Origin of the sequence: Acetobacter pasteurianus, assembly GCF_009914215.2 — a bacterium.
In the GTDB taxonomy this organism is placed as follows: domain Bacteria; phylum Pseudomonadota; class Alphaproteobacteria; order Acetobacterales; family Acetobacteraceae; genus Acetobacter; species Acetobacter pasteurianus.
This window is the reverse complement of sequence record NZ_CP039845.2, coordinates 229,556-245,078: the sequence shown is the minus strand read 5'-3', so window position 1 is coordinate 245,078 and position 15,523 is coordinate 229,556. Positions and strand designations below refer to the sequence as shown.

The 15,523-nt window shown below is 46.6% G+C and carries 17 protein-coding genes and 1 tRNA gene; 8 read left to right on the top strand and 10 right to left on the bottom strand.

Annotated features, from left to right (window positions below; translation table 11 throughout):
• Nucleotides 1–64: 64 nt before the first annotated feature.
• The 4 genes from FCN51_RS01090 to FCN51_RS01075 form a co-directional block, all read right to left on the bottom strand.
• Nucleotides 65–730 (bottom strand): hypothetical protein, encoded by a 666-nt coding sequence (locus FCN51_RS01090; protein WP_160256089.1) that lies wholly within the window; start codon nt 728–730, stop codon nt 65–67.
• Between the two features lie 140 nt (nt 731–870).
• Nucleotides 871–1,131, bottom strand: coding sequence for a hypothetical protein (locus FCN51_RS01085; protein WP_160256088.1), 261 nt, complete (start codon nt 1,129–1,131; stop codon nt 871–873).
• Between the two features lie 850 nt (nt 1,132–1,981).
• Nucleotides 1,982–2,055: transfer RNA gene (locus FCN51_RS01080), tRNA-Gly, on the bottom strand.
• Between the two features lie 63 nt (nt 2,056–2,118).
• The gene (locus FCN51_RS01075) at nt 2,119–2,619 is read right to left on the bottom strand and encodes a hypothetical protein (RefSeq protein WP_124296401.1); all 501 of its coding nucleotides are present in this window, start codon (nt 2,617–2,619) and stop codon (nt 2,119–2,121) included.
• Between the two features lie 119 nt (nt 2,620–2,738).
• Between FCN51_RS01075 and FCN51_RS01070 the strand changes: the two genes are divergently transcribed.
• The 7 genes from FCN51_RS01070 to cas6f all read left to right on the top strand — a co-directional run bounded on the left by FCN51_RS01070 (nt 2,739) and on the right by cas6f (nt 8,696).
• The gene (locus FCN51_RS01070; protein WP_160256087.1) at nt 2,739–3,515 is read left to right on the top strand and encodes a hypothetical protein; all 777 of its coding nucleotides are present in this window, start codon (nt 2,739–2,741) and stop codon (nt 3,513–3,515) included.
• Nucleotides 3,516–3,764: 249 nt separating this feature from the next.
• On the top strand, nt 3,765–5,036 hold the full coding sequence (gene csy1 / locus FCN51_RS01065) for a type I-F CRISPR-associated protein Csy1 (RefSeq protein WP_309402328.1): 1,272 nt from the start codon (nt 3,765–3,767) through the stop codon (nt 5,034–5,036).
• Nucleotides 5,033–5,557: a type I-F CRISPR-associated protein Csy2 gene (locus FCN51_RS27120; protein ID WP_160256084.1), complete on the top strand. Its 525-nt coding sequence runs from the start codon at nt 5,033–5,035 to the stop codon at nt 5,555–5,557. Before csy1 ends, FCN51_RS27120 begins: the two co-directional genes overlap by 4 nt.
• A 49-nt stretch (nt 5,558–5,606) precedes the next feature.
• A complete protein-coding gene (locus tag FCN51_RS01060; protein WP_035350857.1) occupies nt 5,607–6,566 on the top strand; it encodes an IS481 family transposase in 960 nt (319 codons plus the stop codon).
• Entirely contained in the window at nt 6,500–7,045 is a 546-nt protein-coding gene (locus tag FCN51_RS01055) for a type I-F CRISPR-associated protein Csy2 (protein ID WP_268919994.1), read from the top strand. Before FCN51_RS01060 ends, FCN51_RS01055 begins: the two co-directional genes overlap by 67 nt.
• 20 nt (nt 7,046–7,065) lie before the next feature.
• Nucleotides 7,066–8,124 carry a type I-F CRISPR-associated protein Csy3 gene (gene csy3, locus FCN51_RS01050; RefSeq protein ID WP_160256082.1) on the top strand — a complete coding sequence of 353 codons (1,059 nt, stop codon included), beginning with the start codon at nt 7,066–7,068 and terminating at the stop codon, nt 8,122–8,124.
• Between the two features lie 2 nt (nt 8,125–8,126).
• Nucleotides 8,127–8,696 (top strand): type I-F CRISPR-associated endoribonuclease Cas6/Csy4, encoded by a 570-nt coding sequence (cas6f, locus tag FCN51_RS01045; RefSeq protein ID WP_236661121.1) that lies wholly within the window; start codon nt 8,127–8,129, stop codon nt 8,694–8,696.
• A gap of 63 nt (nt 8,697–8,759) precedes the next feature.
• Here cas6f and FCN51_RS01040 read toward each other — a convergent pair whose 3' ends face one another.
• Nucleotides 8,760–9,701: a DNA-methyltransferase gene (locus tag FCN51_RS01040; RefSeq protein ID WP_236661119.1), complete on the bottom strand. Its 942-nt coding sequence runs from the start codon at nt 9,699–9,701 to the stop codon at nt 8,760–8,762.
• Between the two features lie 71 nt (nt 9,702–9,772).
• On the opposite strand from FCN51_RS01040, the gene FCN51_RS01035 reads away from it, so the two are divergent.
• Entirely contained in the window at nt 9,773–10,978 is a 1,206-nt protein-coding gene (locus tag FCN51_RS01035; RefSeq protein ID WP_124297552.1) for a site-specific DNA-methyltransferase, read from the top strand.
• A 62-nt stretch (nt 10,979–11,040) separates the two neighbouring features.
• Here the strand turns inward: FCN51_RS01035 and FCN51_RS01030 are convergent, their stop codons facing one another.
• From FCN51_RS01030 to FCN51_RS01010, 5 genes are all read right to left on the bottom strand, one after another.
• A complete protein-coding gene (locus FCN51_RS01030; RefSeq protein WP_160256080.1) occupies nt 11,041–11,742 on the bottom strand; it encodes a hypothetical protein in 702 nt (233 codons plus the stop codon).
• A 416-nt stretch (nt 11,743–12,158) separates the two neighbouring features.
• Nucleotides 12,159–12,932, bottom strand: a complete 774-nt coding sequence (locus FCN51_RS01025) for a hypothetical protein (protein WP_160256079.1) — start codon at nt 12,930–12,932, stop codon at nt 12,159–12,161.
• Nucleotides 12,933–13,318: 386 nt separating this feature from the next.
• A complete protein-coding gene (tmk, locus tag FCN51_RS01020) occupies nt 13,319–13,996 on the bottom strand; it encodes a dTMP kinase (protein WP_160256078.1) in 678 nt (225 codons plus the stop codon).
• Nucleotides 13,997–14,137: 141 nt separating this feature from the next.
• Complete coding sequence (locus tag FCN51_RS01015; protein ID WP_160256077.1) at nt 14,138–14,416, bottom strand: hypothetical protein; 279 nt, start codon at nt 14,414–14,416, stop codon at nt 14,138–14,140.
• A 109-nt stretch (nt 14,417–14,525) separates the two neighbouring features.
• Nucleotides 14,526–15,476 carry a site-specific integrase gene (locus tag FCN51_RS01010; RefSeq protein WP_160256076.1) on the bottom strand — a complete coding sequence of 317 codons (951 nt, stop codon included), beginning with the start codon at nt 15,474–15,476 and terminating at the stop codon, nt 14,526–14,528.
• Nucleotides 15,477–15,523 lie beyond the last annotated feature (47 nt).

The window sequence follows — 15,523 nt, the reverse complement described above, 5'->3', positions numbered from 1 at the left end:
TGTGCAATTGAGTGGGTGATGTTTTATTTATTTCACCACTCAATTGCACTTACATTGCAGTAGATTATTTCGCTGTGTGATTCAGTGAGCGGTTGCGATTTTGATTAAGGGTATCGAAGACTAATTTTTGCACGTCATGGCCGACGTCTTTTAAATAATTTGTGGATGCCCAATTCACATAAGCTGCTGCGAATTGAAACATTTCATCTCCATTCTGTTCTCTTATTCTTTCGAGTGATTTTTTGATGCAGGCAGTTATATGATTTGTGTACTGCTGACGTGTCCTCTCACGAAGTTCAGGAGATGCTTCAAGCACTGTTTTTGCAGCATAGGCGACTGAACTGTAGACCACAGCTTCAGCAAGTGATTTTTTCAACTGTAATTTTAGAGATTCATTTTCTTCTTCTAATACAGTATTTCGAGATTGAAGATCCGCATTCTGAGCTGCGAGGTCAGAGTTTTTCTTCTTCAATTCATCACGACGACGTCCCAGTTTCTCAACGCCATCGCAAGCTAAGTTTCTGGTTTCGATTTCTGCAGCTAAATCACTTTTCAAGATATCAATATTTTTTTTAAGCGCGATTACCTGCCGTTCGTAGGCATCACGCATTTGGTACATGAGGCTGCGTATCTCAGCATCATTTCGGGCGTCATCAAATCTAGCTTTGAGGGAATTCAGCAGGTCTGCTGCGGCCTGACCCATCAAAAAAGAATTTACTGTATCGCCCATATTAAACCCCTGACAACTGATGCTTAGTTAAAAGTGGGTAGCATTTCCCACTATCTCAGCACAATCTAGAGGCGAACGATGCAAGCTGCAAAACAGAAGGAGCAATCTATTTTGCGTGGAAGGAAAATTCTTTTTAGCGGTTAAGTGTCGGCACTTGATGGTGGGGTAGAGCTGTCTGTACAGACAGAGTGATCCTGCTCAGCAAGAGTGTGCTCTTCCTCCTCTGGATTTTGTTTGCCTGGGCCTTTGAAAAGCAATGGGTTGAATCTGCGCATAACCTCACGCCTGCAGAGAACCATCTCTGGAGTTTCATCGGAAGGGCGTAGCCGGGCCAGAATATCATTATCAGGAGTTTCATTTCCTGACTGGTTACCAACTCCTTCGGAGGATATATCCAACATGTCCATACAAGCCTATTATGCCAAGAAAACCCCGCATCATAGATAATCCAGTGGGGGCAAATTCGATGTTGGCGGGCGTTATGGTCTAAAAGGCCTTAGTTGGCAAGGCTAAAAAGGGCTACAAAACAGTTACATAGGGAAAGGCTTGGACAATTTGGTGAGATTAAGCCTTGTTGTGGAATTTGTCCTTTCGATATTTTTTTTAACTAGAGATCTCAACTGGGCTCTGGTCGGTCGAGTTCTGTAACCTGACAGAAGACCGATAAAGAGAGAATCAGGCTTCATAAGGTTGCGCCGAAAGTTGTCTCGCACAGTCTGATCTTGGAGTTGAACAAGATCTGGACGGCTGACGTGGCGCGCGCAAGACAAACCGTGAGGCTTTCGAATATTAAGAGCCAATGTGTCGCCTGGAGCCAAAATGATGGACGTTTGGGGATTTCCCCAAAGAGTAGGGGATGCCTTATCGTTATGGAAATCAGACTTGATAGCATGGCCTCCAGCAGTGAGGACGGTAATGATAGTCCAGTCTTCAATGAATACGGATGTATCAGTGTGGGCGTCAGATAAGAGGCATGATATTAGAGAGCCACCCGGCAATGGGATTACCTTAATGGTGTTGCAATAGTCTATGAGCGTATCAGGTCTGTCGAGTGAATAATTAGGTCTGAAATTGAAATCCCTACGGAAAATCGCGCTTAGGTCTTTTGTATGGTTTCGCTCTCCTAGGCGGGAACAAATTTTATTCGCTCGCTCTGCCGCGTCACGCGGGCGCCATAGGAGAAGATCCTGAGTTTCTGTCCACACAGGGAAATTGGAAGCGTTTGTATTCATGATACATTTTCTGAGATTTTGGAGCGGACAGAGGGAATCGAACCCTCCTCAGTAGCTTGGAAGGCTACTGCATTACCACTATGCTATGCCCGCGCTATGACTAAATTTATCACTTTGATTTAAGGATCTGTCAACACGCTTTTAAGCGATTTGATCTTAACGTGCCAGAAATATCTTTTTCACTTGTTTTAAGGCCAAATTAGCCAATTCATTGAGCGCACCTTCATTGGGTTTGTCTTTCAATGCACACAGAATGAAAGTGACTTTCTCGTTCAAAGTGATCTTTTTTGCGATGTCGATTGCGGCCTGATCATTCTCTGCTCTGACAATGATCATTCTTCCTGGATTGAATTTTGCTTCTATTAAAATGTCACGATGCTCAGATATCGAGAAAGGATATGAACAAACGACAACAACAGGCCTAACACCTGTAACTGCGTGATGCGCAAAAGAGCGCAAGACACTCCTAATATAATTAGCTGATCCCTTACTTTCGTTCCGTGGAATAATTTCGTTTAAACCGCAGTGAAATGAAGGAAAATTGTCATCCGGTTTCAACAAATCCAACGGAAGCGCCAATGGATCTAGCTTCTTGCTAACAAGATCAATTTCATCCTCACATAATGTGATCGCGCTACAGGTTGTTAAAGTCATCATGAACACCGGACAAACAAAACAAGAACAATCTCGTTATAGTCGGCTTCTTTTGTCTTGTATATAGCCTGGTATGGGATTAGTGGAATGTGGCATCCATCTGTTTAGACTGAAGGTTCCACATGAGCCAGAATACTTCTTGCCCGGCCGATAAGCATTTTACTCCAGATCAGATTGCTGTCCTTCAAAGCGAATTAAAGGAATTAGGTCGTTCCCTATCAACTTTATCTGGGCTGCTTTCGGAACAATCATCATTTGATATCAAGGTCAGACAAGAGGTGGTGCCTCTCGCATACAATGTTGCTTCATCACATTTTGATAGGATTGGCAAAATTCTCGGGATTGAAACCGAAACAGCATCTCAGCGAAACAGGCGTTCAGAGAGCCTTAGGAATGCCAATATGCGGATACGAGAGCTAGAAGATCTTATTGGCAAAGGGGTGCAGCCCGGCTCACTTCAATCAGCCTTAAAAATTGGAGAGAAGACCATCGCAGACTGGTGGCACGATTCAGGCTTTAGCTTTGTTCGAGCGACAACATTCAAGCCCTATGAATGCGCCGTACAGCTTTCCTGCGCCATAAGAGAACCTTCAAGATATTCAGAAACACCAGTAACAGACAAAAAGAACGCAAAAGATGCACAGGACGTGCTGCGAGATAAAGGCTTTGTACTACTAGAGGAAGAAGAAGGGCGCGGCGATTTCGTTCTTGTAGACTGTGATCAGACAAAGGCCGCTCTCCTTAGACTGATTAAGGAAAGATTCCCTTCTGCTTTCGTTAAAAGCTTTGAGAACCGCACTATGAGATACTTTGGTGGTGGGGATACTGATTGTTTTTCGATCAAATCAGTGGAACTTTCCATCAGAGATTACAAAGAAATCTTTCTGCCTTCAAATTGATGCTTTAATTTGGCGGTAGAATTCAATCTAATGCGACATGGCTTCATGTCCCAAAAGCTATTTTAAAATGACATTCTTCCCGCCTAGATGGCCGAGGATTATAAGCCAATTTGTTATGGCATATTCTATTATCTAAGGCTTATTCGTTCCTGCCTGAGGCTTATATAGCCTGATAAGTCTTTATTGGTCTTGTTGAGACATAAAGTATGTGAAATAAACAAGACCAATTGGAACTCAGGTTGATTGTATATGACTGCATCTGACAAAATTGAAGCCTTTAATGGCTTATTGAAAGATTTTGTGGCTTATAGGCTGAGGAAAAAGAAGGTTATTAATGAATCTGATTTGCCGTCACATGAGCAGATAGCAGAGTATATTTATGACCTTTCTTTTCGCGCCAGACACGTTTTCCCAGCCACACATATCTCTAAATGCATTCACCCATCGTCAAGGTCGCGGAATATTCGTCTAGATCGCAAAACTGCCATACATCATGGTTTTGTAGGGACATCTGAAATATTAAAATCAAAAGATGTCACGATTGATGTCGCCGCTGGGGCAGTTAATCAGGATGTTGCAGCGTTCTTAAGCCTGGAAATTGACGGGAAACTCCTTGCCGACCTTATTTCTGAAGGCGATGAGGATATTTACTATGTTCTGGGTCTGTATGCTCAAGAGGTGGACCTTGTAATGGGCCGGTTATCATCCATTGATGATCGACCTCCGTCACCTTTCGATAAGCAGATATTTTGGATGAACGGTAATGATGCCTGTTCAGATCAAGACTATGTTGTCCTCCAGCCTGTTTTCCCATCCACTTTGCTGCACTATCTCCACACCCAAATCAAAAATGCCAACAGCAAAGAGAACGGTCAGGCTCGGTCAGCGAGGCGGGACAAAGAGCCTTGCGACACATCATTTATCATGTTCCCTGGGCTGGCTCTCCGACAGATTGGAGGCACGAAGCCCCATAACATTTCCTATCTGAATGCCAAGCGCTTCGGAGAGAATTTTCTTCTACCTTCATTACCGCCAAAATGGTCTTCTACAAAAAAGACCTTCTCTCTGATGAAGAGCGAAAGCGGGGTGACCGCGTTTATTTCACGATATGACCGCAAACTCAGCAAATTGGCGGACTTGCTACAAAAAACACCTCCATTCACCATGTTTGATCGCCGCAGGAAAGAGCGTATCGAACACAGTTTGATAGCTGGTTTTATTCAATTCTCAGCCGAAATCCGTTCCACCCATCCCGAAGGATGGACCAAGAGAAAAGATCACTCCATTCAAATGCATGAATGTGAGAAGCTATGGTTCGATCCTCCGAGAGATGCAAAAATATCATCCACAAAAGAATGGCTACAGGTTGTAGAATTTATAGCTAAGAGGCTGTCAGAGCACGTCGTTCAATACGTTGTTGGCCATGGAGCAAGCAACGTAGGCAAGTCTGATCAGGATCATTTTGAGAAGCTGGCCATGCGCTGTCTCCTCCTCTCATCGACAGGGGTATCTGCGCTATGACATGCCCAAGCAATGTTTCATTTTCACACTTTTTGGTCATCCCTCGTGTTACTGTCACTGGCGCAAATGCCATTTCCAGTCCCATTACCTATGGCTTCCCTTCAATAACCAATTTCCTTGGTATGATGTGGGCACTTCAGCGCAAGGTCTCTTCTGCCGGCCTGTCTGATGTCACGTTCCATGGTGTCGGTGTGGTATGCCATGCCTCCAGATTGCACGCGGCGAGGTTTTGGGGCGGAAGCGGTGTTGGGATGGTCAATACCTTTTCTCAGACCCGTAATCCCCTGAATTCTAGAGGACAAGTGGCTCCCATCATTGAGGAAGGCCGCATTAACCTCAATGTCAGCTTTGTTTTTTCTGTTAATTGCCCCAGATGGTCACTTGCTCCAGCATCAACTGTGAAGAGTGACCTCTCTATAATCCTTCACACATTGATGACCCTCCGCGCGGCCAGCGGGACATTGGATCAGGATCCATCAATATCACCAGTTCAGAGAGAACCCTGGCTCCTAGGTGTTTAGTCCCGGGGTTTGATGGTGTGATATTTTCACGAGAGTGGAAGGAAGCATTATGGGACAGATACGTCATGGGAGCGCCACGACCACGCACGCCGTGCGAGCAGCAATACAGCGATCGCAGGCTTCGCTCGCGGCGCTGAGCGAGGAGTTCGGGATCAACCCGAAGACAGTGGCTAAATGGCGGAAGCGACAGAGTGTCGAAGATCAGAAGACAGGTCCTAAAGAGCCGCGCTCAACGGTCCTGTCCGAGACGGACGAAGCGATGATCGTGGCCTTTCGCCGGCATACGTTGCTGCCGCTGGATGACTGCCTTTATGCCCTGCAGGCCAGCATTCCCTATCTGACACGCTCGGCCCTGCATCGCTGCCTTCAGCGTCACGGGATTTCACGACTGCCGGACATGGAGGGGGACAAAGCCAAACGCCAGCGCTTCAAACGCTACCCGATCGGGTTCTTTCATCTCGACATAGCGGAAGTCCAGACCGCTGAAGGCAAGCTGTACCTCTTCGTTGCCATTGACCGGACAAGCAAATTCGCTGTCACACAACTGGTCGAGAAAGCTGATCGGAAGACGGCCTGGGAATTCCTCGAACATCTCCTGAGCATCATCCCTTACCGGATCCACACCATCCTGACCGACAATGGGATCCAGTTCGCTGACCAACCCCGTAATCGCAATACGGCCTGGTCGCGTCCCATGCGCTTCGACATGATCTGCGAAGCCCACGGGATCGAACATCGTCTGACGAAACCCAATCATCCCTGGACCAATGGTCAGGTTGAACGGATGAACCGGACAATCAAAGAGGCAACCGTCAAACGCTTCCATTACGACAGTCATGAGCAGTTGAGGACACACCTCAACGACTTCATGGCAGCTTATAATTTCGGGCGAAGGCTCAAGACGCTGAGTGGCCTCACGCCTTACGAATACGTCTGCAAAATATGGACTTCAGAGCCAGAAAGATTCATCATCAATCCAACCCATCAAACCCCGGGACCAAACACCTAGGCAATACACCGAACATTGAATCCGAGTTTATGGAGACACGTTTCTCTCTTCTGCCCGGTTTTTCTCTGGTCAGCAGACATGACGCGCTGATTGAGCGTCTTAGGCATTTGCGTAGCACCTCAATGGTTGAAGCCAACCTGATGGACGCCCTTGTGTCGTTCTGCCGCCATGAGTGGTCATACAATCAACATGCAGGGGAATGGGAGCGTACAAGCCCAATTTCAGATGGATGGCTTGTTCCAATGCCCGTGGGATATGTCGGAATCAGTGATCTATCGGGGCCTGGCGATATTCCTGAAAGCCGGGATAATTCAGTCCCGCACCATTTTGTTGAGAGCATCTATTCCGTTGGAGAGTGGGTCTCACCCCATCGTATTTCTTCTCCAGTAGATCTCATTTGGCATGCCGATCGAGGACAAAGCGGGATTTACCGCTGTCTTAACAGTTACTCGGCAAATCGTATTCATGAAGACGACTGAAAGGTTAGGGGGATAGGCTAATGGTAGCTAAAGCAGCAAATAAGGATAAGGCGGTGGCTCCATCGCTTCTTTCCTGCGAAAGAAAGATCAATGTCTCAGATGCTGTTTTTCAGGCCGGCACATGGAATTTCAAATCTTCCATTTCGCAAGAAGGCCAGTCTGCGGACGGCTTCACTCCTATTCCCGTTGTGGAGAAATCGGTAAGAGGCACTGTATCCAACAGAGTAACTGCCCGGTCACGGTTAAATGTGGAAGCCGCCAATCTTCAGACGGTTGATTCAGCCAGTCTGCCACGTGGAAAGGACACGCTTCTCGTCTCATTTAGCGTCAGAATTCTTCCTGGCTTAGGTCAGACATCATCGTGCAATGACGGGATCTATAAAGCTGGGTTATCACGCATTGTGGAAGAGTATCAGGCCCAGCACACGCTTTCGGTTCTTGCCCTCAGATATGCTGAGAATATCGCCAACGGCCGTTTTCTTTGGCGAAATCGCATAGGAGCGTCTGATATCGAGGTAGTGGTTACGAGAAGGACAAATGCAGTCGGGAAGACCGATACGTGGCGATTTAACGCTTTGGATTACTCGTTGAAGTTCTTCAATCATGAGTGTCACAAAGTTAGATCGCTGGCGGAGGTATTTATTGAAGGGCTTACTTCGCCATTTGGCGTGGTGATCGATGTGAACGCATTCGTTCGGATCGGAGACGGGCAGGAGGTATTCCCTTCTCAGGAGCTCATTCTTCGGAAGCAGTCAGAGACGTTTCGGAAAGGGAAGGTGCTTTATAACATCGACTTTAAAGGTATAAATACGGTCGCTTTTCATTCCCAGAAGGTGGGAAATGCTCTTCGCACTGTGGATACGTGGTACCCCAGTTCAACTAAAGCCTATCCTATTCCTGCAGACCCATTCGGGGCAGTAACGTCAGAAGGCCTGGCTCACAGAGATCTCAGCAGTAAGGAGGATTTTTTCACTCTGCTGGATGAATGGGTATTAGACGGGAAACGCCCCACCGAGGGCAACCAGCATTTCGTCATGGCGGTTCTAATCCGAGGTGGCGTGTTCAGTCGGGGGGCATGAAGATGATGGAGGCATATCAGGATATCATCATTCTTGAGCAGGCCCAGTCAGAGATGGGAAACCCATTATTGACCGGGAAAGTTATGGAAGGCCTACACAAGGCTCTTGTGTCGATATCAGGATTGCGTATCGGTGTGAGTTTCCCTCTGCATACTGAAAATGACATCGGAGGTCACATTAGGCTCCACGGTAAGCCCTTTGATCTGGAACGATTGTCTAAGTGCAAAGGGATGTCTCATATAGATGATTATCTTGATATATCGGAATTTCAGCCAACACCTGCAGAACACCGTTTCCAGAACGTAAGGCGAGTTCAAAGTAAGAGTAATCCAGCACGTGTTCGTAGGCGGATTATGAGGAACCTGAATGTAAGTGAGGAGGAGGCGTTGAAAATCTATCCAGACAGCAAGAAACAGATTTTACGCCTTCCATATTTCCTAATCGACAGCGCAAGCACAGGTCAAAAATCTATTCGCGTTTTTGTAAAGCATACAATGCCTCTGGACAGGCACGCTGATGGTGATTTCGGTTCATATGGGCTCAGCCCAGTGGCCACGGTACCATTATTCTAATCTCTTACTGCTGAAGAAGTAGCTTAGAAAAAACTTTAATTACCAGATACTTGCGGGGAAGTCTTAACAGGACTTCCCCTTTTCTTCAACGAAGTCATCATTATGATGATGTTGGATTGAGTGATTGCTTAATCGCTCAGCTATGACATCACCGAAATCGATCTCGCATCCAATCCAACGCCTATCCTTTTTCTCACATACCGCAAAAGTAGTCCCAGACCCTCCGAATGGATCTAGAACAATATCACCTGGGACGGTGGACATCTCAATCACACGATCAAGGATTTTAGTTGAGAGAGAGTTCGCTCGTCGTTCCTTGGATTTGAATTTCCAATGCCTGACAGGATTGATGTCCATCCATATGTCTTTAAGGCTTACGCCATTGGGATTCATTGACTTTCGATGCCCGCCATAGTCTTTGATTTCACCATGGCAGTGCCGGCAGGTCTCAATTGGCGTGCGTATTTTGCGGAAAGTTTTAGGCTTTCCTTTCGTGTAGTAAAGCAGTCCATAGTGAGCAGGATAAAGCTTGCCTACTATGGGTAGGGAATTGCCCATACCAATAGCGATCCAATGCCGAAACGTCATGTTTTGAGAGTGCAGGTAAGACCCCAGCATAATATTCCATTTTGGAATATTATAGATGAACAGAGATCCGCCTGGTTTGAGAACACGAATGCACTCGTCAATCCATTTCTGGCACCATAAAAGATAATCTTCTTCCGAAAGATTGTCGTTGGATCGGCTGCCATAGACCTTATTTAAATTGAACGGAGGATCCGCAAACACAGTATCGATTGTATTGTCTTTAATTAAAGGTATGGCGCTGAGACAGTCGTCAGCAAACAGAATGCCAAGATCAGTAGCGAATGAGACTTTCTTTAATGATTTTGAATCTTTGAGCAGATCTGAAAAGTCAAGGCTACTTGTCATGCTTCCCAACATTGATTGATTTTCTTCAAGGCTAATTTTAAGCCCTAAGGCCATTCTAAATTCTAAAGACATAATAGCCTTTTCAGTGAGGTCTGGCCAAGATATAATGCTGGAAAGCCCTTTAATATGTCATGGTTTAATTTATGAGAATTTCAAGAAAGCAACTTCTGCTTCCTCTCATTTCTGCCCTATCAAAAGATGGCGGTGTTTCTACTCCCAAAAAAATTTATGAGGCTGTAGCTGATGAGCTTGGTCTGACGCATGAACAGCGTAAACGCCAGACTAAAGCGGATCGAAATGGCCAGACGCATAACGCCTTTGAGAGAGATGTTCGCTGGACACGACAAACTGCCACGCGGAAGGGGCTCATTGCATCACCTGAGCGTGGTGTCTGGAGTTTAACAGATCTCGGGCATGATAAGCTTCATAACGCATCCGAAGGTCTTGTGGTTACCGTATTCGAAACTCCACATGGGCAGGCCCTTTGGACAAAGCTGGAAACTGCTGTAGGCCATTTCGAGGACAATGCGATTGATCTTCTTTTCACTAGCCCTCCATATCCCGGCGCCCTGAAACAATACGCCAATGGGGATCTAGACGAGGAAAGCTGGGTTTCTTTCATGATGGATATGATCTCTGGCTTTGCCCCCAAAATGCGGGATACGGGGTCAATGATGCTTAATGTTGCAGAAACCTATGTTCCTGGCCTTCCAATTAAACAAGAGCATCTGACAAAACTGCGCATGCGCTTAGTTACAGAAACTCGGTTCCGCGTTTTAGATACACTCTATTGGCACAACACATCACGTCTTGCCTCGCCATTCCGCTGGGTTGCTCAACAGCGCATCCGGCTTAAGCCATCGGTAGAGCCTGTATTGTGGATTTCAGAAAATCCCTATGCAAAAGCCAATAACCGGAATGTGCTTCAGAAATACAAAAAACCCCCGTCAGAAACCTACCATATGGGGGGTGTCAGGCCCGGAGGCCACAGAATGTCTAGTACCGGATTCAGCAGGGATAATGGAGGTTCCATTGCACCTGTGCTGTTCTCGGCTGGAGGCAGTGCTGGCCCTAAATACTACCGTGAGGCTTTAAAAAAGGAGGGATTACCTCAGCACCCAGCTATCATGCCAGAGGCACTTGCCCAGCATTGCATTAAACTGGCTACGGATCCGGGTGATCTTGTTGTCGATCCAATGGCAGGTTCTCTAACCACAGCGCGCGCGTGCGAAACGCTGAGCCGTGACTGGATTTGTCTTGATAGCTCATTGTCCTATCTTGCTGGGGCAAGACATAAGTTCCCAGAAAGACGTGAGAATTCATCGCTTCTTGAAGCAATGCTACCTTAAGTTCACTGTTATGCCTCTTCCAGCCTCAAGCAGAAATCCCGCCTGATCGGCGGGATTTCGCTTTAAGGAGCTGGATTTTCTGGCTCAGGAGCTGGCCATACCTTCTCACCGTCAACTTTGATGACACCCAAGATTTCAGTGGCATAAAAAATGGGATCAACGGCGGCCAAATGGGGACAGTCTCCGATAATAATATCACCATGGATGCGGCTTTTGGGAGCGACTTCCTTCATGGAGGGCATTTCGAACAGTCTTAGGCTTTCCCCAACATTGATCTCGATATTCAGTTCTTCAAGATCCGCACAGCGATTGATGCTGAGGTTCCCTGGAATGTCGAGGTGCATTCCCACTTCCTTCAATTTATCGCACTGTGCGATGGAAACATCCTGCCCGACTTTTAGATTTCTAGGCATCCGCTCAAGATTGCCTAGATCAGAAATCATTAGAGAGCCTCCAATTGCCAGATATTCAGGAAGGTCGCTCAGCAAATCATTGCGTGTGATGACCATGCTTTGCCCAACGCGGAGGTCATCTGGGATATGCGACACACTTTCACAGCGCCTCATGTCCAGGGCGCCATCAATATTCAGTCTCTCCGGCAAACGAGTGAGCCCCATGCACTGTCTGAGAGATAGTGTGCCAGGCACGTGCCAGTCATTCGGCAGTTCCTCGATCTCGGATCTCCCTGTTAGATCTACAGAACCATCTTTTTTGAAGGCATTGGGATAAGCTTCCCTAAGATCCTCAACCGATTTGAATTTCATGATCAGAAGTTCTCCCGATGTCTTAGAAATATTCTACATGAGATGGTATATTGCTTCAGATAGATGCAAGGCAGGTCTCAAATAAGCAAAACCCTCGACATTTAGGGGCCGGTTTGGCTCGGAACGGCACGGAACATTTCTATTCCCGCGGCAGATGTTTGCTTCGACTTGAGATGGGCCGGGTGAATTGATCAGTATCAGCCGCCTGTTCAGCAAGAGCAACTTGCAAGGCCTCCTTCAAGCCTCGCTCTATCTTTTTGAACGCTCTGGAGGGGGGTACTGCAGTGGATCTCTTGCACTCAATCGGATTTCTAGCCAATGTTTGAATAACCTTTAAAGGATCAGGGGAAGATGCGATTTGAATTCAAAGCATCCTCCTGTGTGACCTATTTTATTTAACGGAATTTCTTTTACTATCAAGGATTTGGTGAGGTTTCCTCATAAACGTTAGAACTCTCGACAGCAGCGTCTCTGTTTTCCAAAGCGACTGGATTACCGAATGATGAGTGCACATTGTGTTCAAGGCTCTGCTTATTCCCGCTCAACTTCTGAACCGCCTCTTTCAGATGCCCTCCGTGATCAGGATGTGCATCCCAATTGATCGACTGCATGCAGAATATCAGGGTCTTGTAAGGCCCCCAGGCATTGAGCGAGGATTTGCCTGTTTCACTGTCATAATGCAGGCGTACAGTGCATTCTAAAGGGCTGATCTCTATTTCGCCACCTTCGAGGTTGCGCATAATAGTCGGGCTCCCAAGAATTTCTGCCACCTGTTCTAAAGATAATTGTGTTTCACCACCTTTCCAAAGCCCATGTTTAAGTGCCTCTCTGGCCACGGCGCTGGCTAGATAAGCGTGATCAGACATGCTCCATTGGTTTGGCGTGGCTAAAGGGTGAGAAGGGGTGTTGTCTATTCCTATCGCACGAGATCCGGCATCTGTAAGGCAGAACTCCATAAATGCCAGGCACACGATTTCTGTCGGGAAGTTTTGGAGGGAGGAAGAAAGGTTTTTCTTGAAAAAATCAGTCTGAGAAAATGCCTCCAATGCACGGTTTGCTCTTTCTTGTGATCTCGTTACGCAATTATTGAATGCCATTTCCATCGCTTTGGCCAATTGAGGCATACTGCTCTGTGGGACACTCCAACCTCCATCAATTGAGACCATGCAGATTGACTGATCATCGCTCATTCCATTCATCACAACTACGTCCCACCTAATTTTACTGATTGAGAGAAGTTTAGGAGAGTGCCATGCAAGCGAGTAATTCCTAATTCATGTCAATATCGATAAGACGCTATGGTACTGGGACGCGAAAGCATTCCGAGAGGCAAGGATCATGCCTTCAAACGCAAAAAAGCCACCCAAAGAGGATGGCTTTTTCACAGATTATCGTTCCCGTTAGCAAATTAAAGAATTGCATAAACTGAGGTAGAATGGTTTTGCCATCCCATCTCATAAGGATATTTCATACCATAATGGCCTATGTTTTATTATCAACCCCAAAAACGCCAAAAACCCATAAAATGGCCTTGTCAGTTGACATTAGGCTTAAGAAAAAATTAGTCGCGCTAAGATTAGGCGGAAGCCTGAGGGAGGCAAAAGGCCTTATCATCTGCAAGCTCTTCCATAATCATTTTATGAATAGCTTCAGGGCCTTCATGCCCAGGAATGATTGTCAGGATTTCGGTAAAATTTTTGGCTTCACGAAGCATCGCTTCGCGCACTACTGAATGATAGGCCGCAGGCTTTCTATCAAAGACATCCAAAGCCTGGCCTTCGCGGCTTCCAACTCTTTGTTTTACAGCTTCAGGGTTGAGATCTATGAGAAATGTGTGTCTTGGCAGATCAGCAATCAGATGTACCATCTGGGAAGCGAAAGGGATGGGATCTTCAGATCCTTCGCCTGCAAGGAATTTGGCGCCGTAGCCCTGCATGGAAATCGTACTTGTCAAAAACCTGTCCATAATTACCACGCCATCATTTTTTAGATGGGGAAGGATATTCATTTCAAGATTATCCATCCGCGCGGCAGTGAATAGCAGGGCTTGAGTTTTGGCAGATTCTGGGGAGTTATCGCCAAGAAGGATTTTTCTGATATCTTCGGCAGCCTTGGTTCCTCCAGGATCTCTTGTGCCAAGCACATCCATTCCTCTATCGCTCAATGCTTTAGAAAGCATTTTTGACTGAGTGGTTTTGCCAGCCCCATCAATTCCTTCTAAAACGATGAATCTGACATGGAATCTCTTACTCAACACGCTCTCCATTGACCTTTTGTAGGCCATTTTTTGGACTGCAGGGTTATTAGTTGGATAGTCGAGGGAAGTGGGAATACCCGATCTCTAACATGAGGTAGAAGAACTGCATAAACCACCTGAAACCACCCGGTCTGGTTCTCAGGATTGAACCGATGTCCCACCAGTGTTCTGCTGCCTAATCGGAGTAGCAAATCGCTGGGCTGCCAGAATGATGCCAACGATCCCAAGAACAGCCATGCCGAAGATGCGCAATACCGCCTCTGTTGCGGGGTCGAATTGCCGGAAATCGGGGCCAACATACATCGCCATATGCAGTGTCCCCATGACAAGAGCAAAGCCCCCCATCAGAGGCGCAACAAGGAAAATGGTCAGCGAACTGATCATGGCGTTCCTTCGCATCGTTTTTGTGTTAGTCATATTCGTGTCCTTCATGTTCCAACTATACGCACTCAGGCGCGCACCCTCATCAATCTTAAATGATGGATATCTACATAATCAATAAAGTGATATTAAAAAAACAGGATTTTCAAAGTCCTATTTTCTTTGAAACGCTTTTGGTCCCAAGTTTCGACCTCCGAACATATCTTCTCATAGTGCTTAGGCTTTTATGCCGAGTATGACCCATGATTTCTTCGTCAAGAGCCCCTCCGCGATATGCTGTGGTTACAAATCCTGCACGTAGACCATGAGGGGATATCGGCTCCATGAGAGACCCCTTAAGACCGGCCATATCAGATCGTTTTTTGAGAATTTGCCTAATTGCGTCTGGCACCAGGGGCGTCTCATGCACTCGACCCCATCTGTCCACTTTGCGATACAGTGGGCCGTAAGAGATGCGGGCCTCTTTAAGCCAGTCTTTCAAAGCTTGTACTGGGCATGTCTCAGGGGAGGATCCCGAAGCGATGGTCAACACAGTGCCTTCTGCTTCAGCATCAGTCTTAGATCGCTCAATAATGATCTGCATACCATCTTCAATGTAACGCACGTTCGATACATCTAGAGCGACGATTTCGGATCTGCGCATTGCTCCAGCGAAGCCCATTAGAATAATAGATTTGTCTCTTAATCCAGCAAGATCTGAAGTGTCACAAACTTCAATCAGCTTTCTAATTTCTTCTGTTGCCAGAGCTGCAGACTGTTTGGGCGGTGCCGCGTGATTGCGAGCTATACCTCGAAGCGTTTCACGTATTGCAGGCTGTCTCACGTCCATAGGCATGCCTTCATGCCTATGCCTTCTTGCTATCGCTGCAACACGGCGTCTGAGGGTAGCCATTGCGTAAGACTCACCTGCTTCAGCCAGATAGGCACCTACGGTTTCACCTGATGCGGGCAGTGCTTGGAGGCTATTTTTTTCGCACCAATCTTCAAATGCCTTCCAATCGGTTTCGTATGCACGAATTGTATTTTCAGCGTCAGCATCTTTTTGGTATTCCTGAGAAAGGTTAAACCCGTCTTTCCGCCGTTCTGACCATTTCATGTCCATTCCTCCGGGTGCCCAAAAATGCTTACAAGCTGATGAATGAA